Genomic DNA, 20,488 nt, shown 5'->3' with positions numbered 1-20,488 from the left:
GGAAGCCGAGGCGGCCGAGACCGAGGCGGCCGAGACCGAGGCGGCCGAGACCGAGGCGGCCGAGACCGAGGCGGCCGAGACCGAGGCGGCCGCCGAGGAGCCTCCCGCCAAGGAGAAGTGACCTCGCCCACCTCGCCCGACAGTGAGCCCCTGCCTTCGTTTGTAAGGCAGGGGCTCACTGTCGAGTAAGAATGGCAGGGTGTACGAGCAACTTTTCAGCCCCACCGTCCAGCACACGCTCGACCTGGTCGGCATCTTCGTGTTCGCCATCTCCGGCGCGCTGCTGGCCGTACGCAAGAACTTCGACGTCTTCGGCATCGCCGTCCTCGCCGAGGTCACCGCGCTCGGCGGCGGGCTGTTCCGGGACCTGGTGATCGGCGCGGTGCCGCCCGCCGCCTTCACCGACCTCGGGTACTTCCTCACCCCGCTGCTCGCGACCCTGCTGGTCTTCTTCCTCCACCCCCACGTGGAGCGCCTCCAGACCGGCGTGAACATCTTCGACGCGGCCGGGCTGGGCCTGTTCTGCGTCGCCGGCACCACCAAGGCGTACGACTACGGCCTCGGCCTGACCGCCTCCGCCTGCCTGGGCCTGACCACCGCGGTGGGCGGCGGCGTCCTGCGCGACGTGCTGGCCAACGAGGTGCCCTCACTGCTGCGCTGGGACCGCGACCTGTACGCCGTCCCGGCGATCGTCGGCTCCGCGATGGTCGCGCTGTGCATCCGCTACGAGGCGCTCACCCCGTTCACCAGCGGGCTCGCGGTCGTCACGGCCTTCGTGCTGCGGCTGCTCGCGCTGCGCTTCCACTGGCGGGCACCGCGCGCCTGGAACCGCAGGTCGACGGTGGTGGAGGGGGACTGACCCCCGGCTCCCGTCAGGGCCGCGGCATGTCCTTGACGAAGACGACGCCGTCGACGGCGTCCAGGTGGCCGGGATCGAGCGGGGCGTAGCCGAACCAGGGGGACACCCGGGGTTCGGGCCGCGGGTCGCCGAGGGCGTCGGCCAGCCGCCCGGCGCCGACGAGGCAGGGGTCCTGCTCGAGCGCGTACAGGAGCCCTTCGAGGGTGTCCGGCGGCGGAGTGTCCACCCCCTGGTGCCGGATCGTGCCGAGTGCCGTGGCCACGAAGGCGTACTCGTCGCCGAGCCGGGCGCCGACCAGCGCACCGGCGCTCCACCACTCCATCCGCCCCTGCCACATCCGCATCGAGCTCTTCTCGCGCTGGAGGTGGGCGTTGTGGGCGTGGACCAGTGTCGGCCCCCGGTCGGCGAGCGCGAGGAGGTTGTCCGCCATCATCCGGTCCCGCACGCCGAGCATCCGGGTCATGCGGGCCGGGGAGGTTTCGGCCATCCAGTAGTGGTACGTCAGCAGTCCGGTGGCGGTACGTCCGTGCAGGCGCGCCCGCTCCCAGTCGTCCCGTGCGGCGCAGGCGAGCAGGTGCGGTGTCTGCTCGTCCAGCAGCGACACCAGGTCGGTGGCGAGCGTCCGCAGCTCCCCGGCCTCCGCCGACCGTCCCGCGGACCGCGCCGGGTCCGTCATCGCCTCGGGCTCGGTCCAGCGCTCGTCGGCGCCGAGCAGGCGGTCCAGTGTCCCGGTGGTGCAGGGGAGCAGGGCCGGGTCCACCCAGGTCGCGAGGTAGCCGTGCAGCGCGGTGAGGGCCTGCCGGGGGCTCGCGGCGCCGGTGATCTCCAGCGGGCCGTCGAAACCGGCGAAGCGGAGCCGCTCGCCCGCGGGCCGGTCCTCGTTGTAGGCGCGCATCCAGCGCACCAGCTCCCGGTTGGCCGCACTGGCGCCGAAGCCGTGGCTGAACCCGCGCGCCATGGCCTCGTCGAGGGTGCCGCTGCCCGAGGTGACGTAGTCGTCCACGACCAGCCCCCGCAGACAGTCGCTCTCGACGGCGACCGTCCGGTAGCCGTGCCGCTCGACGAGTTGCCGGAAGACGTCGTTGCGCACGTCGAGCAAGAGGTCCTCGCCGTGGGTGGGCTCGCCCAGGGCGAGCAGCCGGGGCGGGGCCGGGAAGAGCCGCAGAACGGCGGCGGCGTCGAGGGGCACGGCGATGTCCTGGATGCGTTCAGCCATGGCTTCAACGGTATCGTTGAACTTTCGGTGGAGACTTTGCCGTGGGAGCGTGGGCGGAATGGTGGCGAACCCTCAAAACGGGGGAAGACTCAGGCCCGTCGACCTGGCCCGCGCGCACGGCCTGTCGGTGCAGGCCGTCAGGAACTACGAGGCGGCCGGCATCCTCCCGGCCGCCGCCCGGACGGCCAGTGGCTACCGCGTCTACACCCCGCTGCACGCGCGGGCCCTGGCCGGGTTCCTCGCCCTGGTGGCGGGCCACGGCCACGGGACGGCGGCCGCGGTGATGCGGGGCGTGAACGAGGGCGCGCTCGACGAGGCGTTCCGGCTCATCGACGAGAGCCACGCCCAGCTGCTCGACGACCGGCGGACCCTGGAGGCCGTGACGGGTGCGCTGCGGGACCTGGTGCCCGAGCCCGCCGGGGGTGCGCCGGGCGGGACGGGCGGGTTCATCGGGCCGCTCGCGGGGGAGCTGGGCATCCGTCCCGCGACCCTGCGCAAGTGGGAGCGGGCCGGCCTGGTGCGCCCGCAGCGCGACCCGGTGACCGGATACCGCCGCTACGACGAGGCCGACGTCCGGGACGCCCGCCTCGCCCACCAGCTCAGGCGGGGCGGCTACCCGCTGGAGCGGATCGCGTCCGTGATCGCCCAGGTGCGTGCGGCCGGGGGAGTGGAGCCGTTGGAGGCCGCCCTGCGCGAGTGGCACGACCGGGTGTCGGCCCGTGGCCGGGCGATGGTGGCCGGGGCGGCGGAGCTGGAGACGTATCTGCGTGCGCGGGAGCGCGACGAAGAGAAAGCTACCGCTTAGTAGTGCCCTGTTGTACCGTGCAGTCATGCCAGAAGCAGCCTCCGCAGCGGCCGTACGGGCCACCATCGGCGACAGTGAGTTCGACCGGGACACCGCCGTCACCCCGCGCGCGCCCGGCGTCTACGACCTCGACCTCTCGGCCGGCTGGACGATCATCAACGCCGTCAACGGCGGCTACCTGCTGGCCGTCCTGGGCCGGGCCCTCGGTGACGCGCTCCCGCACCCCGACCCCTTCACCATCTCGGCGCACTACCTCACCGCCTCCCGGCCCGGGCCGGCGGTCGTGCGCACCGAGACCGTCCGCACCGGCCGCACCCTCTCCACCGGGCAGGCCTCCCTCTTCCAGTACGACGACGAGGGCAACGAGGTCGAGCGCATCCGCGTGCTCGCCTCCTACGGCGACCTCGGCGCCCTGCCCGACGACGTCCGCACCTCGGCGAAGCCGCCCGCGATCCCGCCGATGGACCAGTGCTTCGGCCCGGAGGACGGCCCCGCTCCGGTCGACGGCAGCTCGGCCATCGCCGACCGGCTGATGCTCAAGCTCGACCCCGCCACCCTGGGCTGGGCGCTGGGGCAGCCCTCGGGCCGGGGCGAGATGCGCGCCTGGTTCGGCCTCGCCGACGGCCGCGACGCCGACCCGCTCTCGCTGCTCCTCGCGGTGGACGCACTGCCCCCGACCGCCTTCGAGCTGGGGCTCAAGGGCTGGGTGCCGACGGTCGAGCTGACCGCGCACGTGCGGTGCCGCCCGGCGCCGGGCCCGCTGCGGGTCTCCATCACCACCCGCAACCTCGCCGGCGGCTTCCTGGAGGAGGACGCGGAAGTCTGGGACAGCGCCGACCGCCTGGTCGCCCAGTCCCGCCAGCTGGCCCGGGTCCGGCTCGGCTGACCCGGAGGCTGCTCAGTCCAGCCAGTGCGTGCGGCCGACGCTGATCAGCCGCAGTTGCCGCCGTGCCGTCTCGACGGCCCGGCGGCGCTCCTCTTCCGGGGCGTCCAGCGTCTCCAGGAACAGGGAGGCGGTGATCAGCATCTGGTCGACGTAGAGGCCCGCCAGCATCCGCAGATCGGTCTCGCTCCAGCCCGCCGCCGAGGCGTCCGTGGCCAGCTCGGCCTTCACCTCCTCGGCGAACCGCGCCAGCTGCTCCCGTATGGCCCGGCGCACCGGCTGCACCCCGCCGTGCCGCTCCCGCGCGATGAAGCGGACGTGGGCCGGGTGCGCGGCCACATGTCCGGCGATCAACTCGACCGCGCGGGCGATGCGTTCGTCGTCGTCCTCGGCCGGTGACATCGTGGTCCGGATCATCGGGTGCAGGCTGCCCAGCGCCTCCTCGACCAGCGCCACACCGAGATCCGCCGTGGAGTGGAAGTGGCGGTAGAAGGCGGTCGGAGCGACGCCCACGGCACGGGTGACCTCGCGCAGCCCCAGGCTGCTCAGACTCTGCTCCTCCAGCAGACCGAGCGCCGCGTCGAGGAGCGCCTGCCGGGTCTTCCGCTTCTGTTCCTGCCGGATGCCTGGGGTGTGACTCATGCCATGCAGTTAACAACTGTTCTCCGGAATTGAAAAGCCGTGCGGCGCGCTAGACTGGGAAGTCAGTGAACAACTGTAACCACAATCGTTCACCGAAGCGTCCACGCAAGGTTGGGGGAACCGTTCCATGCTGTTTCTCGTCGTCGCACTCCTGCTCCTCGGTGTGGTCCTGGGCGCCGTCGCCCACGCACCGCTCACCTTCTCCGTCGCGGCCGGCCTGGTCATCGCCGTCTGGCTCGGCATCTTCGCGGTCCGCGAGCGGCACGGCCGCCGACGCAGCACCTCCGCCCACTGACACCTCCACCGACGCACGGTCCACCCACGCACGGTCCACCGACGCAGGGCAGGGAGAACGCCATGCAGCTCACCGCACCGGCCAAGCGCACCACCGACACCGCCGGCAAGACCGGCACCACCGGCTCCACCCGTCGTACCGGCATCCACGACACCGACGGCATGGCCGTCGCCTCGTTCGTCCTGGGACTGCTCGGCCTGCTCGTCCTCAACGTCTTCCTCGGCCCCGTAGCCATCGCCCTGGCGGGCGTCGCCCTGTGGCGCGGCACCGCCCGCCGCGGCCGGGCCCTCCTCGGTCTCGGTCTGGGCGTCGCCGACCTGCTGGTCCTGGTCGCCTTCATGTCCGCCGACAACACGATGTCGTGGAGCCTGTGAGCCGCCTCGCCGCCTAGCCCGGGCCACCGCGCGACGAGGCCAACCGTGGTCTGAGGCCGGGCGGAAGCGCCCCGTAGAATCGGCCGCACCATGGCTTACCTCGACCACGCCGCGACGACCCCGATGCTTCCCGAGGCAGTCGAGGCACTCACCGCGCACCTGGGCGTCACCGGCAACGCCTCGTCCCTCCACGCGTCCGGCCGCCGGGCGCGGCGCACCGTCGAGGAGGCCCGCGAGACCCTCGCCGAGGCACTCGGCGCCCGCCCCAGCGAGGTGGTCCTCACCTCCGGCGGCACCGAGGCCGACAACCTCGCCGTCAAGGGTCTGTACTGGGCCCGCCGCGACGCCGACCCGGCCCGCACCCGGGTCCTGGCCAGCCCCGTCGAGCACCACGCCGTCCTGGACGCCGTCGACTGGCTCGGCGAGCACGAGGGCGCCACCGTCGAGTACCTGCCGGTCGACGCCCACGGCCGGGTCCGCCCCGAGGTGCTGCGCGAGGCCATCGCCCGCGACCCCGCCGACGTCGCGCTCGCCACCGTGATGTGGGCCAACAACGAGATCGGCACGATCATGCCGGTCCGTGAACTCGCCGACGTGGCCGCCGAGTTCGACGTGCCGCTGCACGCCGACGCGGTCCAGGCCTTCGGCCAGCTGCCGGTCGACTTCGCCGCCTCCGGGCTCGCCGCCATGACCGTTTCCGGCCACAAGATCGGCGGCCCCTACGGCATCGGCGCGCTGCTGCTCGGCCGGGAGTACAGCCCGGTGCCCGTCCTGCACGGCGGCGGCCAGGAACGCCACGTGCGCTCCGGCACCCTCGACGTCCCCGCCGTCGCCGCCTTCGCCGTCGCCGGCCGCCTCGCCGCCGCACAGCGCGAGCGGTTCGCCCGCGAGATCGGCGCCCTGCGCGACGGCCTGGTCGACGCCGTCCGTACGGCCGTCCCGGACGCGATCCTCGGCGGCGACCCGTCCCCCGGGGGCCGCCTGCCGGCCAACGCCCACTTCACCTTCCCGGGCTGCGAGGGCGACTCGCTCCTGCTGCTGCTCGACGCCCAGGGCATCGAGTGCTCCACCGGCTCCGCCTGCACGGCGGGCGTCGCCCAGCCCAGCCACGTCCTGCTGGCCACCGGAACCGACCCCGACCTGGCCCGCGGCACCCTGCGCTTCTCGCTCGGCCACACCTCGACCGAGGCCGACGTGGAGGCGCTCGCCAAGGCGATCGGCCCCGCGGTGGAGCGGGCCAGGGCGGCGGGGCTGTCGTAGGCGATGCCGGGGCGGCGCGGCTGCCGCAGAGCCGGGCCCTGGGGCTCAGGCCTTGGTCGGCGGCTTCGACGGCCCGCTCGTGGCCGCCCGCCGCACCAGCTTCAGGTACCGGTCCCAGTCCCAGTGCGGCCCCGGGTCGGTGTGGTCGGTGCCCGGCACCTCCACGTGGCCGAGGATGTGCTTGCGGTCCACGGGTATGCCGTACCGCGCGCAGATCCCCGCCGTCAGCCGCGCGGAGGCGGCGTACATCGCGTCGGTGAAGTCCTGCGGGCGGTCCACGAAGCCCGCGTGCTCGATGCCGACACTGCGTTCGTTGTAGTCGCGGTTGCCCGCGTGGTACGCCACGTCCAGCTCGCGGATCATCTGGGTGACGCGCCCGTCCTGCCCCACGATGTAGTGCGCCGCCGCCTTGTGCCCCGGGTCCTGGAAGGCCCGCACCGCGCTGTCGAAGCTGCCCTGCGTGACATGGACGATCACCATGTCGATACCGAAGTCGTCCGGCCGGTCCGCCCGCCGCCAGTTCGCGTCCGACGCCGCCACCCAGCGCGCGCCCGCGTAGTCGACGACGCCGTCCTCGCGGGGCCGCTCGACGCCCGGTATCCGCCACCACAGCCGGGACAGCTCGTCGCGGGCCAGCACACCGGTGCCCACGGCCGCCGCCGCACCGCCGACGATCAGCGCGCGGCGGCCGATGCGCCGGTCGCCGTCCGCGGACCCGCCGCCGGCCGGCCCGCCCGATGTGGACCCGCTCGTGGATCCCTGCTTCGCCCCCATGCGATCTTCAACGCATACTCGCGCGCTCCGGTTCCCGCTTCCCCCGTACTCTGGAGGGGTTATGACTGAGACCCCGCAGCGCACCCGTCCCCTCCGCGTCCTCGCCGCCATGTCGGGCGGAGTCGACTCCGCCGTCGCCGCCGCCCGCGCGGCCGAGGCGGGGCACGACGTGACCGGCGTCCACCTGGCGCTCTCCGCCAACCCGCAGTCCTTTCGCACGGGCGCCCGGGGCTGTTGCACCATCGAGGACTCACGGGACGCCCGCCGGGCCGCCGACGTCATCGGCATCCCGTTCTACGTGTGGGACCTCGCCGACCGGTTCCGGGAGGACGTGGTCGAGGACTTCGTCGCCGAGTACGAGGCCGGCCGCACCCCCAACCCGTGCCTGCGCTGCAACGAGAAGATCAAGTTCGCCGCCCTCCTCGACAAGGCCCTCGCGCTGGGCTTCGACGCCGTCTGCACCGGCCACTACGCCCAGGTGATCCTGCGCGAGGACGGCGTCCGCGAGCTGCACCGCGCCGCCGACATGGCCAAGGACCAGAGCTACGTCCTCGGGGTCCTCGACGACCGGCAGCTCGCCCACGCGATGTTCCCGCTCGGCGACACGGCCACCACCAAGGAAGAGATCCGCGCGGAGGCCGAGCGACGGGGCCTCGCGGTGGCCAAGAAGCCCGACTCGCACGACATCTGCTTCATCGCCGACGGCGACACCCAGGGCTTCCTCGCCAACCGCCTGGGCAGGGCGGAGGGCGACATCGTCGACGAGGCGGGCAACCGGCTCGGCACCCACGAGGGCGCCTACGGCTACACCATCGGCCAGCGCAAGGGCCTGCGCATCGGCACCCCGGCCCCCGACGGCAAGCCGCGCTACGTCCTGGACATCTCCCCGGTGGACAACACCGTGACGGTGGGCCCGGCCGAGGCGCTCGACGTCGACGCCCTGCAGGCCATCAAGCCCCGTTGGTGCGGCGCCGCCCCCACCGGCCCCGGCACCTACACCGCCCAGCTCCGCGCCCACGGCGGCGAGACCGAGGTACGGGCCGAACTGGTCGACGGCACCCTGGAGGTGGCCTTCACCGAGCCGGTCCGCGGCGTCGCCCCCGGCCAGGCGATCGTGCTCTACGACGGCACCCGCGTGGTGGGCTCGGCGACGATCGCGTCCACCACGCGCGCGACGGCCGGCGCGGCCTGAGCCGTCCGCCCGCACGCACGACGGCGCCCGCGCCCGCGACCGCGACGGCCTCGGCTCACCCCGCGAGGAACTCCGCGAGCACCGGCGCCAGCACGCCCGGCTCCACCATGTGGGTCTGCCGGTCCACGGTGGCGTAGGCGCCCCCCGGGGCCGCGTCCGCGATCGCGCGGGCGGCCGCGTGCCACCACGCGTCGCTCGCGCCGCCCGCGAGGACCAGCAGAGGCACGTTGATCGCGGCGATCTCGGAGCGGGGCACCCGGCCGTCGCCCAGCACGGCGTCGTCGTACGCCAGACTCGGCGCCACCGACTCCATCCCGGCCCACATGGGGGACTGCCGGGCACCCCGGATCATCTCCTCGCCCAGCCCCGTGTGGCGCAGGAACAGCTCCACCGCGTCCCCACGACGGCCCTGCCCGAGCGCCTCGGCCAGCCGCCCGGTGTACTCGGCGCCGGCCCGCACGGCGGCGTCGTCCACGGCGTACGGCACCTCGTACACGGCGACCCGGCGCACCGGCAGACCGCTCGCCGCCGCCCGGAGCGCCAGCGCACCGCCCGACGACATGCCGTACAGCGACACCTCGCCGCCCAGCGCCTCGATCAGCGCCGCCAGGTCCTCGATCTCGCGTTCCACCGCGTAGGGCGCCGTGTCGCCGCTCTCGCCCCGCCCCCGGCGGTCGTACACGGTGACGTCGAAGCGCCCCGACAGCTCGGCGGCCAGCGGCGCCATCGTGGCGCCGGTCGACATGGCGCCGCTGACCAGCACGACCGCCGGTCCCCGCCCGGAGCGTGCGTAGGCGATGCGGGTACCGTCGCCCGAAACAGTCGTCTTCTCCATGCCTGAGGAGACTGCCCTACGGGCGGTGTTTCATCGCTCAGGACACCTCGACTTCGTAGAAACAGAGGTGGTCCTTGATCTCCGCGACCTCCGGCTTCGGGTCCGGGTACGCCCACACCAGATCCGCCGCGTCCGGCAGCGACCAGTAGGACGCGTCGCCCTTGAAGGGGCAGTGGGTGGTCGTGCCGGACGGCGTCAGCAGATCGAGGCGCACGTCCTCGGCCGGAATGTAGTACCGGTCGGGACAGCCCGTCTCGTGCAGCACCAGCGCCCCGTCGCTCTCCGCCAGCACCTGCCCGCCGTGCACCGCGCGCACGTGCCGGTCGCTCGGCTCGACGGTGATGACGTGTCCCTTGAGTCCCTTGGTCACGATCGTCCTCCTGGTGGCAGTGGTCCGCGTCACGTACTACAGCGTCCCCGTACGCCGGGTTCTTCCCCTCCGGACCGGGCCGTACGGTGGAGGCCATGAACATCTGCGTCTTCCTCTCCGCCGCCGACCTCGACGAGCGCTACACGCGCCCCGCCAAGGAGTTCGCCGAACTGCTCGGCAAGGGTGGGCACACCCTCGTCTGGGGCGGCTCCGACACCGGCCTGATGAAGGTCGTCGCCGACGGCGTGCAGGAGTCCGGCGGACGGCTGCTCGGGGTCTCGGTGGACTTCCTGGCCGCCAAGGCGCGCGACGGTGCCGACGAGATGGTGTTCGCGAAGGACCTGGCCGAGCGCAAGCGGCTGCTGCTGGAGAAGGCCGACGCCGTCGTCATCATGGTGGGCGGCACCGGCACGCTCGACGAGGCCACCGAGATCCTGGAGCTGAAGAAGCACGGGCACACCGACAAGCCGGTCGTGCTGCTCAACACCGCGGGCTTCTACGACGGCCTCAAGGAGCAGTTCCGCCGCATGGAGGACGAGGGCTTCCTGCCCCGCCCCCTCACCGAGCTGGTGTTCTTCGCCGAGGAGCCGGTCGGCGCGCTCGCCTACCTGGAGGAGAGCCAGGGCATCGAGTAGGACACCGGTGGTGCGAGCATGGCGGGCATGGCTACACATGTGATCACCGGAGCGGGCTCCGGCATCGGCGCGGCCGTCGCCCGCCGCCTGCACGAACGCGGCGACGAGATCGTGCTGCACGCGCGCGACGCGGGCCGCGCCAAGGAACTGGCCGCCGCGCTCCCCGGCGCGAAGACCCTGGTCGGAGACCTCGCCGACCCGGCCAAGCTGTCCTGGGCCTTCTCCCACCAGGCGCTGCCCGACCGGGTGGACTCGCTGCTGCACATCGCCGGGGTCGTCGACCTCGGCCCGGTCGGCGACCTCACCCCGAAGACCTGGATCAACCAGCTCAACGTCAACCTGGTCGCCCCCGCCGAGCTGACCCGCCTCCTCCTGCCCCAGCTCCGCGTCGCCCAGGGCCAGGTGCTCTTCGTCAACTCCGGCTCCGGCCTCAACGCCCACGCCGGCTGGGCCGCGTACGGCGCCTCCAAGCACGGCCTGAAGGCCCTGGCCGACGCCCTGCGCCAGGAGGAGCACGCGAACGGCGTCCGCGTCACCTCGGTCTACCCCGGCCGCACCGCCAGCCCCATGCAGGCCAAGGTCCACCAGCAGGAGGGCAAGGAGTACGACCCCGCGAAGTGGATCGACCCCGAGTCCGTCGCCACCACGATCCTGATGGCCCTGGACCTCCCGAGGGACGCGGAGGTCAACGACCTCACGGTGCGCCCGGGAAGGTGAGCGCCGTCTCGGCAGGGGCGGCGGGGGCGAAATCAAGCCCCGCGCGCCTGCGTACGCTTGCCCTGTGAACGACACCTTCGCCCCCGCCACCGGCATCGGCAGCCTCCCGGGCCACGACGCCCGCGAGGCCGCCAAAACCGCCACCGGCAGCTTCGAGGACTTCCCCTTCCTCCCCGAGCTGCCCGCCCGCGGCCCCGGCGCCGACATGATCGGCCGCACCGCCGGCCTGCTCGTCGAGCTGTACGCGCGCGTGGAGCCCAGCGGCTGGCGGCTCGGCGACCACCCGGGCCGGGACACCAAGCGGGCCCGCGCCTGGCTGGGGGAGGACCTCGACGCCCTGGAGGAGTTCACGCAGGGCTACGAAGGCCCGCTCAAGGTCCAGGCCGTCGGCCCGTGGACCCTCGCCGCCGCCCTGGAACTGCGAGGCGGCGAGGCGGTCCTCTCCGACCCCGGCGCCCGCCGCGACCTCGCCGCCTCGCTCGCCGAGGGCCTGCGGCTGCACCTGGCGGAAGTACGGCGCCGCGTGCCGGGTGCCCGCGTCGTCCTCCAGCTCGACGAACCCTCCCTCACCGCGGTCCTGCGCGGCCAGGTGCGCACCGCCAGCGGCTACCGCACCCACCGCGCCGTCGACCGCCAGGCCGTGGAGGCGACGCTGCGCGAGGTCGCCGGAGTGCACGACGGCGGCCCCGTCGTGGTCCACTCCTGCGCGCCGGACGTGCCATTCGCCCTGCTGCGCCGCGCGGGCATCGCGGGTATCTCCTTCGACTTCTCGCTCCTCACCGAGCGTGACGACGACGCGATCGGCGAGGCCGTCGAGGGCGGCACCCGGCTGTTCGCCGGTGTCGTGCCGGGCACGGACACCGCATTGTCAGACCCTGCCGGTAGCGTCAGGGGTGTCAGAACGCTGTGGCGCAGGCTGGGGCTGCGTCCGGAGCTGCTCGCGGAGGCGGTCACCGTCACTCCGGCGTGCGGACTCGCGGGTGCCTCCCCGGACTACGCCCGGCGCGCGCTCGCCCACTGCGTCCGGGCGGCAAGATCTCTCGCGGACAACCCAGAGTAACGGGAGGACATACGGTGGCCGGCGACAAGCAGGGCGACAAGCAGGCGGAGACGACGAGTGTGCCCGCCGAGGCGCGGGAGCGGCACGCGCAGCTCGCCGAGCAGATCGAGGAGCACCGCTTCCGGTACTACGTGAACGACGCGCCGGTCGTCAGCGACGCCGAGTTCGACCGGCTGCTGCGCACCCTGGAGGAGCTGGAGGAGCGGCATCCGGAGCTGCGCACCCCCGAGTCCCCGACCCAGAAGGTCGCCGGTTCCTACGCGACCGAGTTCACGGCCGTGCAGCACCCCAGCCGGATGCTCTCCCTGGACAACACCTTCAACGACGACGAGCTGGCCGCCTGGTCCGAGCGCATCGCCCGGGAGCTGGGCGAGCAGGAGTACCACTTCCTGTGCGAGCTGAAGGTCGACGGACTCGCCGTCAACCTCACCTACGAGCGCGGCCGCCTGGTCCGCGCCGCCACCCGCGGCGACGGCCGCACCGGCGAGGACATCACGCCCAACGTCCGCACCATCGCCGAGATCCCCGAGCGCCTGGCGGGCGACAAGGTCCCCGACCTGGTGGAGATCCGGGGCGAGGTCTACTTCCCGATGGAGAAGTTCCAGGAGCTCAACACCCGGTTGAACGAGGCGGGGGACAAGCCCTTCGCCAACGCGCGCAACGCCGCGGCCGGTTCGCTGCGCCAGAAGGACCCCCGCGTCACCGCCTCCCGGCCGCTGCACATGGTGGTGCACGGCATCGGCATCCTGGAGGGCTATTCGGGCCTGACCCGGCTCTCCCAGGCGTACGACCTGCTGAAGACCTGGGGCCTGCCCACCTCCCCGCACAACCGGGTGGTCGACGGCCTGGACGGCGTACGGGACTTCATCGCGTACTACGGCGAGAACCGGCACTCCGTCGCGCACGAGATCGACGGCGTCGTCGTCAAGCTCGACGAGCTCCGCCTCCAGGGCCGGCTCGGCTCCACCGCCCGCGCGCCCCGCTGGGCCATCGCCTACAAGTACGCGCCGGAGGAGGTCAACACCAAGCTGGTCGACATCAAGGTGGGCGTCGGCCGCACCGGCCGCGTCACGCCGTACGCGCAGGTCGAGCCGGTGACGGTGGCCGGCAGCGAGGTGGAGTTCGCCACCCTGCACAACCAGGAGGTCGTCAAGGCCAAGGGCGTGCTCATCGGCGACACCGTCGTGCTGCGCAAGGCCGGTGACGTCATCCCGGAGATCCTCGGTCCGGTCGCCGACCTCAGGGACGGCAGCGAGCGGGAGTTCGTGATGCCGGCCGAGTGCCCCGAGTGCGGGACGCCGCTGAAGGCGATGAAGGAGGGCGACATCGACCTCCGCTGCCCCAACGCCCGCGCCTGCCCCGCCCAGTTGCGCGAGCGGGTCGCCTACCTCGCGGGCCGGGAGTGCCTGGACATCGAGCACTTCGGCGGGGTCGTCGCGGCCGCGCTGACCGGGCCGCTGGAGCCGTCCGAGCCGCCGCTGGTGGACGAGGGCGACCTCTTCGACCTCACCGTCGAGAAGCTGCTGCCCATCAAGGCGTACGTCCTCGACCCGGACAGCGGGCTGCCCAAGCGCGACCCCGAGACCGGGGAGGAGAAGATCGCCACGGTCTTCGCCAACAAGGCGGGCGAGCCGAAGAAGAACACCCTCGCGCTGCTCCAGCACATCGAGGAGGCCAAGACCCGCCCGCTGGCCCGCTTCATCAACGGCCTCTCCATCCGGTACGTCGGACCGGTCGCCGCCCAGGCCCTCGCCCGCGAGTTCCGCTCCATCGACCGCATCGAGCAGGCCACCGAGGAGGAGCTGGCGAGCACGGACGGGGTGGGCGGCACCATCGCCACCGCCGTCAAGGAGTGGTTCGCGGTGGACTGGCACCGCGAGATCGTGCGCAAGTGGAAGGCGGCCGGCGTCCCGTTGGAGGACCGGTCGACGGGGGAGGACGAAGGGCCGCGCCCGCTCGAAGGACTCACCGTCGTCGTCACCGGCACCCTGGAGAACTTCACCCGGGACGGCGCCAAGGACGCGCTCCAGAGCAGGGGCGCCAAAGTGACCGGATCGGTGTCCAAGAAGACGTCGTTCGTCGTCGTCGGTGACAACCCGGGTTCGAAGTACGACAAGGCGATGCAGCTGAAAGTGCCGGTTCTGAACGAGGACGGTTTCGCCGTTCTGCTCGAACAAGGACCCGAAGCGGCGGCGGGCGTCGCGCTTTCGGCTGAGGAATAGCGGTTGAAGGCCACCCGATCGGCGCATATCAGATGCATACGGGTGGCCGGGTGGCATTCGGGCAACCGTCGACGACCAGTGCCCCTGGAAGCCTTCCGCGGCCTACTGTTGAGGTGTGCGCCCGCCGTGCCCAGCTGCGGTCGGGGCACTCCCCTGCCCCCAGTGACAGGGGGAGGGGTCTTTGACGCGGAGCCGTTGAAGGTGGTCGAGGCGGGGGCCGCGTGGCGTGGGCACCGCCGGCTGTGAGAGGGACGGGAATGGAACCGACCGAGAGCGCCGCCGCGGGCTCACGGCTGAGCCTGCGTCGCATGGTGGGCGCGTGGCACGTGAGCCGGCGGCTCGGGCAACGCGATGGCGGCGTCCCGCGTCCCGTGGCGGGCACCCGCGTGCCGCAGGGCGCCGGCCACCTCCCCGGACACGGTCACGGCCCGTCCGACCCGGACGGCGAACGGCACCTGTCCTGGCCCGCGTTGCCCGCGGCGATCGTCGCGACCGCCGCGTTCGTCCTGGGCGCCGGCTTCTACCGGGCGTTCAGCGACGGCCACGCCCTCTTCCCGTCCGGCACCGTCGGCTGGTCCCTGGCCGTGCTGGCCGGCATCGTCGTCGGCCACCTGGTCATGCTCGGCCGCTCCCGCTGGTGGGGCGGCACCGGCTCGGGCGCCGCCCTCACCCTCGCCGTCCTGCTGCTCTACGGCTGGGTTCCGGCCGGCATGGTCAGCCTCACCGTCGTCGTCCTGGTCGGCATAGCCCGCCGGGGCCGCTGGCGCCAGGGCGTCCTGCACGGCGCGGTGGACATCCTCGGCATCGCCGCGGGCGCCCTGCTCCTCGGCGTCTGCGGCTCCGTACCGTCCGTGGAGCACCCCTGGGACCCCGACACCTGGGGGGTGTACGCGGTACCCAAGGTGGCGCTCGTCGCCATCGCCTACCTCGCCGTCACCCGCGCCCTGCTGTGGTACATCCAGACCCCGCGGCCCGGTCTGCCCACCGTCGCCCGCACCGCCCTGGTCAGACAGGGCCTCGTCGCGGTCGCCCTGCTCGGCATCGCCCCGCTGATCTGCGTCGTCGCCGTGGCCAAGCCGCTGCTGCTGCCGCTGTTCGCCATCCCGCTCATCGCCCTCGACTCCACGCTGTGGATCGCCCGCGCCCGCGCCGAGGAGCAGCTGCGCGACCCGCTCACCGGACTGCCCAACCGGCAGTGGCTTCTGGAGCGCACCTGGACCGCGCTGGACGACGCCGAGCGCATCGGCGCCCGCGCCGCCCTGATGCTGATCGACCTCGACCGTTTCCGGTCCGTCAACGACACCCTCGGACACCTCGCCGGCGACCGGCTGCTGTTGCAGACCGCCGACCGGCTGCGGCAGGCCCTGCCGCGCGGGGCGGAGGCCGCGCGGCTCGGCGGCGACGAGTTCGCCGTCTTACTGCCCGTCGCCGACTCCACCACGTCGGCGACCCGGATCGCCCGGAGCCTGGTGGGCGCGCTCAGTTCCCCGATGGACCTGGACGGGCTCACCCTGGTCCTGGAGGCGAGCGCCGGCGTCGCCGTCTTCCCCGACCACGCGCTGGACGCCGAGGGGCTGCTGCGCCGCGCCGACGTGGCGATGTACCAGGCCAAGCGGGACCGCACCGGCGTCGAGGTCTACGAGTCCAAGCGGGACTCCAACACCCCGGACCGGCTCGGCCTCCTCGGCGACCTGCGCCGGGCCCTGGACGCCCACGAGGTCCAGCTGCACTACCAGCCCAAGGTCCGCTTCGACGGCCAGGTCGCGGGCCTGGAGGCACTGGTGCGCTGGGTGCACCCCGAGCGGGGCAGGGTCCCGCCGGACGAGTTCATAGCCATCGCCGAGTCCTCCGGGCTGATGCCCCACCTCACCGAGTACGTACTGGAGACGGCGCTCGGACAGGTCGCCCGGTGGCGCGCCCAGGGGCTGTTCGTGCCGGTCGCCGTCAACGTCTCGCCGCGCGACGTCCACACCCCCGGCTTCGCGGGTTCGGTGGCCGCCCGGCTCGCCCGGCACGGCGTCCCCGCGGGAGCGCTCCAACTCGAGATCACCGAGCACGTCCTCCTGGAGGACCCGCAGCGCGCGGCCGACACCCTGAACGCGCTGACCGGACACGGCGTCAAGATGTCCCTGGACGACTTCGGCACCGGCTACTCCTCCCTCGTCCACCTGCGCAGGCTGCCCGTCAGCGAGCTGAAGATCGACCGCTCGTTCGTGGCCCGGCTGGCCATCGACAACGAGGACGCCGAGATCGTGCGCTGCACCGTCGACCTCGCCCACTCGCTCGGCCTGCTCGTCGTCGCCGAGGGCGTGGAGGACGACGAGACCTGGGAGCGCCTGCGCGACCTCGGCTGCGACGCCGTACAGGGCTGGCTGGTCGCGGCCGCGATGCCCCCCGACGAAACCACCGCCTGGCTGCTCGCCCGAGGCTCCCGGGGCTGGGTACGAACCGCCGCCGCCCTGCCCGCGGCGGCGAGCGACGAGTGACCTGAGCCCGGGCGGCGGCGGCGCGTTCCCCCGCCAACCGGTGCCGGGCCGGGCGGGCACCCGGCTCTTCCGCCGCCACCGGCCCCACCCAGCCCGACCGGCACGCCCGTTCGTCTCGGCCTGCCACCCAGCCCGGTCGGCACACCCGCAGGCCCCGGCCCGGCTCGTTGCGCGCGGCCCCAACCGCCCCGTGCGGGCGACCGTCGGCGCCGATGGCGCGTCCGGCCGCCGACCGGGTCACCCGGGGGAGCAGGCGCCGCGCCCGCGGCGGAGACCCGGCCGGTCCGGCCCGCTCATGGCGGCCACGCAAGTCCCCGACCGCGGCCGACCGCGGCGAGCGGCCGCCCGGCGGCGCGTGGCCCGCCGCCGGCCCAGGCCGGCCCGGTTCGCTCAGGTCGCGCCGTCCAGCGGTGCGAACCGTGCGATCAGCAGGGCCAGTCGCTGGTCGTGGGCCCCCTCGGGCAGGCGGCCGCTGCGCATCAGGGTCACCAGTCCGTGCAGACCCGCCCAGAACGTTTCCGTGAGCAGGCCCGGGTCGTCGCCCTCGCGGACGACCGGCTCGACCGCCCGCAGGATCTCGCCGAACGCCTCCTGGAGGGGGGCCGGGGCCTCGGGCGTGGCGAACGGCAGGTCCACCAGGTGCGTGAACATCGCGTCGTAGAGCGCGGGCCGCCGCCGTCCGAAGTCCGTGTACGCCCGGCCGACCGCCGCCAGCCTCCCGTGCGCGCCCTGGGCCGCCCCCGTCGCCGCCCGCAGGTCCGCCGCCAGCTCCTCGCAGCCCCGTACCGCGACCGCCGCCATGATCGCGCCCTTGCCCTTGAAGTGGCTGTACAGCACTGGCTGGCTGTACTCGATCTCGGCCGCCAGCCGGCGGGTGGTGACCGCGTCCCAGCCCTCCGCCTCGGCCAGGTCCCGCGCGGCCGTCACGATCAGCCGCTCGCGTTCCGCTCGTTCGCGCTCCCGGCGCGTCTGGATCGTCATGACCGAGATTCTAGCAGCGCTAGCCATCCTGTCGACGCTCTGATAGCGTCACTCTTGTCCCTAGCGCTGCTAGCAAGGAGTAGTCGTGACCGTCACCGCGTACACCCTGGCCGTCGTGCTCAACCTGTTCTGCCTGTTCCTGGGGTACCGCTTCCTGTTCCAGCCCGGCCCGGCCGCCACCGGCTACGGCGTGCCGGCCGACGCCGGCGGCGACGCCGCCGCCTACCTGACGATCAAGGGCGTCAGGGACGGCACCCTCGGCGTGGTGGGGCTGGCGCTGCTGGCCTTCGCCGGTGCCCGCCCCGAGGCGTGGTTCATGCTCTGCGTCGCCCTCGTCCCGCTCGCCGACACGCTCATAGTGCTGCGCCACGGGGGTACCAAAGCGGTGGCCTTCGGGATCCACTTCGCCACCGCGGTGGTCGTCCTGATCAGTGCCGGACTGCTCTTCGCGGTCTAGGGCCGGCCGTCCGGGTGCGTCCCCGCGCCGTCCGTCCGCCGTTGCGTCCCAGGGGTTCGACCCGTCACCCTCACCGCGGGCCCCGGCGACCCCAGGGCTTGCCGTTCGGATCATGTCGGCGTCGCGGGGCGCGGCACGCGCATCTGCGGCTCGGCGACGCCACCCGGGCGGGCCTGCCGGAGGTCCAGGAGCCGTACGACAACCACTTCCTGAGCGGCGCCGCCTGGGACGCGCGGCGTGGGTGCGCCGCCCCGGGGGAAACCGTTTAACGGCCACGGGGCCCGGCCCCATAGGATTGGGCCAAACCGATTGGGCCGAATCGACGGGGACAAGCGACTTGTCCCGGCCGAGCCGCCCCGACCACACACTCACCCAGAGGAACGCTGCATGCCTGGCATCACGCGCGAGGAGGTCGCCCACCTCGCCCGGCTGGCGCGTCTGGAGCTGAAGCCCGAAGAGCTCGAGCACTTCGCGGGACAGCTGGACGACATCATCGGCGCGGTCGCCCGCGTCAGCGAGGTCGCCGACCAAGACGTACCGCCGACCTCGCACCCGCTCCCGCTGACGAACGTCATGCGGCCGGACGAGGTCCGTCCGTCGCTCACGCCCGAGCAGGCGCTGTCCGGCGCCCCGGCCCAGGAGCAGCAGCGTTTCAAGGTGCCGCAGATCCTGGGGGAGGAGTAAGCCATGAGCGACATCATCAAGCTCACCGCGGCCGAGATCGCCGCGAAGATCGCCGCCGGCGAGCTGACCGCCGTCCAGGTCACCGAGGCCCACCTGGCCCGCATCGAGGCCGTCGACGAGAAGGTGCACGCCTTCCTGCACGTCGACCGCGAGGGCGCGCTGGCCCAGGCCCGCGCCGTCGACGCCAAGCGCGAGCGCGGCGAGAAGCTCGGCCCGCTGGCCGGCGTCCCCCTCGCGCTCAAGGACATCTTCACCACCGAGGGCATCCCCACCACCGTCGGCTCGAAGATCCTCGAGGGCTGGATCCCGCCGTACGACGCGACGGTCACCAAGCGCCTCAAGGACGCCGACGTCGTCATCCTCGGCAAGACCAACATGGACGAGTTCGCCATGGGGTCGTCGACGGAGAACAGCGCCTACGGCCCGACCGGCAACCCCTGGGACCTCACCAAGATCCCCGGCGGTTCCGGCGGCGGTTCCTCCGCGGCCCTGGCCGCCTTCCAGGCGCCGCTCGCCATCGGCACCGACACCGGCGGCTCCATCCGCCAGCCCGCGTCCGTCACCGGCACGGTCGGCGTCAAGCCGACCTATGGCGGCGTCTCCCGCTACGGCATGGTGGCGTTCTCCTCCTCCCTCGACCAGGGCGGCCCCTGCGCCCGCACGGTCCTGGACGCGGCCCTGCTGCACGAGGTGATCGCCGGACACGACCCGATGGACTCCACCTCCATCGACGCCCCGGTCCCCGCGGTCGTCGAGGCCGCCCGCAACGGCAGCGTGGACGGCATGCGCGTCGGCGTCGTCAAGCAGTTCCGCGGCGAGGGCTACCAGGCCGGCGTCGTGCAGCGCTTCGACGAGTCCGTCGAGCTGCTGAAGTCGCTGGGCGCCGAGATCGTCGAGCTGGACTGCCCGTCCTTCGACCTCGCGCTCTCCGCGTACTACCTGATCGCCCCCTCCGAGTGCTCCTCCAACCTCGCCCGCTTCGACGGCCTGCGCTACGGCGCCCGCGTCGGCGACGACGGCACGCACTCCGCCGAGGAGGTCACCTCCCTGACCCGCGAGGCCGGCTTCGGCCCCGAGGTCAAGCGCCGCATCATGCTCGGCACGTACGCCCTGTCGAGCGGGTACTACGACGCGTACTACGGCAGCGCCCAGAAGGTCCGCACCCTCATCAAGCAGGAGTTCGAGCGGGCCTTCGAGCAGGTCGACGTGATCGTCTCCCCGACGACCCCGACCACCGCCTTCGCGATCGGCGAGCGCGCCGACGACCCGATGGCGATGTACCTGGCCGACCTGTGCACCATCCCCACCAACCTGGCGGGCAACGCGGCCATGTCGCTGCCCTGTGGCCTCGCACCCGAGGACAACCTGCCGGTGGGTCTGCAGATCATCGCCCCCGCCATGAAGGACGACCGGCTCTACAAGGTCGGCGCCGCCGTCGAGGCCGCCTTCGTGGAAAAGTGGGGCCACCCGCTGATCGAGGAGGCACCGTCGCTGTGAGTGCACTGACCAAGGCCAAGGGCTTCAAGAAGTCCAAGTCCGGTCTGTACGTCTCGATGGCCACGTCGGCGTTCGGCGCCGTCGGGGTCTACAAGCAGATCAAGAAGGCCCGGGGCGAGAGCGACACGCTGCGACTGCTCGACGCCGTCGTCACCGGCGCCGCCGTCGTCACCAACCTCGCCATCCTGTACCGCGAGCTGAAGCGTCTCGGCGACGACGACGTCCTGCTGGGCTGAGAGGGAAG

General features: G+C 73.0%; 22 protein-coding genes. 16 read left to right on the top strand and 6 right to left on the bottom strand.

Annotated features, from left to right (window positions below):
- The first annotated feature begins 199 nt into the window (after positions 1-199).
- Positions 200-859 carry a trimeric intracellular cation channel family protein gene (locus B9W62_RS11645; protein ID WP_003973517.1) on the top strand — a complete coding sequence of 220 codons (660 nt, stop codon included), beginning with the start codon at positions 200-202 and terminating at the stop codon, positions 857-859.
- A gap of 13 nt (positions 860-872) precedes the next feature.
- Here the strand turns inward: B9W62_RS11645 and B9W62_RS11640 are convergent, their stop codons facing one another.
- Positions 873-2,075, bottom strand: coding sequence for an erythromycin esterase family protein (locus B9W62_RS11640; RefSeq protein ID WP_087807110.1), 1,203 nt, complete (start codon positions 2,073-2,075; stop codon positions 873-875).
- Between the two features lie 58 nt (positions 2,076-2,133).
- Here B9W62_RS11640 and B9W62_RS11635 point away from each other — a divergent pair, with 58 nt between their 5' ends.
- Both B9W62_RS11635 and B9W62_RS11630 read left to right on the top strand, forming a co-directional pair.
- Positions 2,134-2,880 (top strand): TioE family transcriptional regulator, encoded by a 747-nt coding sequence (locus B9W62_RS11635; protein WP_087807109.1) that lies wholly within the window; start codon positions 2,134-2,136, stop codon positions 2,878-2,880.
- Between the two features lie 25 nt (positions 2,881-2,905).
- Positions 2,906-3,766: a thioesterase family protein gene (locus B9W62_RS11630; protein WP_087807108.1), complete on the top strand. Its 861-nt coding sequence runs from the start codon at positions 2,906-2,908 to the stop codon at positions 3,764-3,766.
- Between the two features lie 12 nt (positions 3,767-3,778).
- Here the strand turns inward: B9W62_RS11630 and B9W62_RS11625 are convergent, their stop codons facing one another.
- On the bottom strand, positions 3,779-4,405 hold the full coding sequence (locus B9W62_RS11625) for a TetR family transcriptional regulator (RefSeq protein ID WP_087807107.1): 627 nt from the start codon (positions 4,403-4,405) through the stop codon (positions 3,779-3,781).
- 127 nt (positions 4,406-4,532) lie between these two features.
- Between B9W62_RS11625 and B9W62_RS11620 the strand changes: the two genes are divergently transcribed.
- The 3 genes from B9W62_RS11620 (at position 4,533) to B9W62_RS11610 (ending at position 6,334) form a co-directional block, all read left to right on the top strand.
- Positions 4,533-4,700, top strand: a complete 168-nt coding sequence (locus B9W62_RS11620; RefSeq protein WP_087807106.1) for a hypothetical protein — start codon at positions 4,533-4,535, stop codon at positions 4,698-4,700.
- Between the two features lie 62 nt (positions 4,701-4,762).
- Positions 4,763-5,074: a DUF4190 domain-containing protein gene (locus tag B9W62_RS11615; protein ID WP_087807105.1), complete on the top strand. Its 312-nt coding sequence runs from the start codon at positions 4,763-4,765 to the stop codon at positions 5,072-5,074.
- A 90-nt stretch (positions 5,075-5,164) separates the two neighbouring features.
- Complete coding sequence (locus tag B9W62_RS11610; protein ID WP_087807104.1) at positions 5,165-6,334, top strand: cysteine desulfurase family protein; 1,170 nt, start codon at positions 5,165-5,167, stop codon at positions 6,332-6,334.
- Between the two features lie 45 nt (positions 6,335-6,379).
- Here the strand turns inward: B9W62_RS11610 and B9W62_RS11605 are convergent, their stop codons facing one another.
- Positions 6,380-7,108 carry an N-acetylmuramoyl-L-alanine amidase gene (locus B9W62_RS11605; RefSeq protein WP_087807103.1) on the bottom strand — a complete coding sequence of 243 codons (729 nt, stop codon included), beginning with the start codon at positions 7,106-7,108 and terminating at the stop codon, positions 6,380-6,382.
- 61 nt (positions 7,109-7,169) lie between these two features.
- Here B9W62_RS11605 and mnmA point away from each other — a divergent pair, with 61 nt between their 5' ends.
- Complete coding sequence (gene mnmA / locus B9W62_RS11600; protein WP_087807102.1) at positions 7,170-8,300, top strand: tRNA 2-thiouridine(34) synthase MnmA; 1,131 nt, start codon at positions 7,170-7,172, stop codon at positions 8,298-8,300.
- Positions 8,301-8,355: 55 nt separating this feature from the next.
- Here mnmA and B9W62_RS11595 read toward each other — a convergent pair whose 3' ends face one another.
- Both B9W62_RS11595 and B9W62_RS11590 read right to left on the bottom strand, forming a co-directional pair.
- Entirely contained in the window at positions 8,356-9,135 is a 780-nt protein-coding gene (locus B9W62_RS11595; RefSeq protein ID WP_087807101.1) for an alpha/beta fold hydrolase, read from the bottom strand.
- A 37-nt stretch (positions 9,136-9,172) separates the two neighbouring features.
- Positions 9,173-9,505 (bottom strand): DUF427 domain-containing protein, encoded by a 333-nt coding sequence (locus B9W62_RS11590; RefSeq protein WP_087807100.1) that lies wholly within the window; start codon positions 9,503-9,505, stop codon positions 9,173-9,175.
- Positions 9,506-9,600: 95 nt separating this feature from the next.
- On the opposite strand from B9W62_RS11590, the gene B9W62_RS11585 reads away from it, so the two are divergent.
- The 5 genes from B9W62_RS11585 to rmdB all read left to right on the top strand — a co-directional run bounded on the left by B9W62_RS11585 (position 9,601) and on the right by rmdB (position 16,625).
- Entirely contained in the window at positions 9,601-10,140 is a 540-nt protein-coding gene (locus B9W62_RS11585; RefSeq protein WP_179235436.1) for an LOG family protein, read from the top strand.
- A gap of 27 nt (positions 10,141-10,167) precedes the next feature.
- On the top strand, positions 10,168-10,857 hold the full coding sequence (locus B9W62_RS11580) for an SDR family oxidoreductase (protein WP_179235435.1): 690 nt from the start codon (positions 10,168-10,170) through the stop codon (positions 10,855-10,857).
- A 64-nt stretch (positions 10,858-10,921) separates the two neighbouring features.
- On the top strand, positions 10,922-11,917 hold the full coding sequence (locus B9W62_RS11575; RefSeq protein WP_087807097.1) for a methionine synthase: 996 nt from the start codon (positions 10,922-10,924) through the stop codon (positions 11,915-11,917).
- 14 nt (positions 11,918-11,931) lie between these two features.
- A complete protein-coding gene (ligA, locus tag B9W62_RS11570; protein WP_087807096.1) occupies positions 11,932-14,139 on the top strand; it encodes an NAD-dependent DNA ligase LigA in 2,208 nt (735 codons plus the stop codon).
- A gap of 257 nt (positions 14,140-14,396) precedes the next feature.
- Positions 14,397-16,625 carry a cyclic Di-GMP phosphodiesterase RmdB gene (rmdB, locus tag B9W62_RS11565; protein WP_087807095.1) on the top strand — a complete coding sequence of 743 codons (2,229 nt, stop codon included), beginning with the start codon at positions 14,397-14,399 and terminating at the stop codon, positions 16,623-16,625.
- 390 nt (positions 16,626-17,015) lie between these two features.
- Here the strand turns inward: rmdB and B9W62_RS11560 are convergent, their stop codons facing one another.
- A complete protein-coding gene (locus tag B9W62_RS11560; protein ID WP_087807094.1) occupies positions 17,016-17,606 on the bottom strand; it encodes a TetR/AcrR family transcriptional regulator in 591 nt (196 codons plus the stop codon).
- Positions 17,607-17,691: 85 nt separating this feature from the next.
- Here B9W62_RS11560 and B9W62_RS11555 point away from each other — a divergent pair, with 85 nt between their 5' ends.
- From B9W62_RS11555 to B9W62_RS11540, 4 genes are all read left to right on the top strand, one after another.
- Entirely contained in the window at positions 17,692-18,063 is a 372-nt protein-coding gene (locus B9W62_RS11555; RefSeq protein WP_087807093.1) for a DUF4267 domain-containing protein, read from the top strand.
- Positions 18,064-18,450: 387 nt separating this feature from the next.
- Entirely contained in the window at positions 18,451-18,747 is a 297-nt protein-coding gene (gene gatC, locus B9W62_RS11550) for an Asp-tRNA(Asn)/Glu-tRNA(Gln) amidotransferase subunit GatC (RefSeq protein WP_003973500.1), read from the top strand.
- Between the two features lie 3 nt (positions 18,748-18,750).
- A complete protein-coding gene (gene gatA / locus B9W62_RS11545) occupies positions 18,751-20,244 on the top strand; it encodes an Asp-tRNA(Asn)/Glu-tRNA(Gln) amidotransferase subunit GatA (protein WP_087807092.1) in 1,494 nt (497 codons plus the stop codon).
- Positions 20,241-20,480, top strand: coding sequence for a hypothetical protein (locus tag B9W62_RS11540; RefSeq protein WP_007444751.1), 240 nt, complete (start codon positions 20,241-20,243; stop codon positions 20,478-20,480). Before gatA ends, B9W62_RS11540 begins: the two co-directional genes overlap by 4 nt.
- Positions 20,481-20,488 lie beyond the last annotated feature (8 nt).

The sequence above is a fragment of the Streptomyces sp. CS113 genome, from assembly GCF_002188365.1.
Lineage (GTDB): Bacteria > Actinomycetota > Actinomycetes > Streptomycetales > Streptomycetaceae > Streptomyces > Streptomyces tendae.
This window is presented reverse-complemented; position numbering and strand designations above follow the sequence as displayed.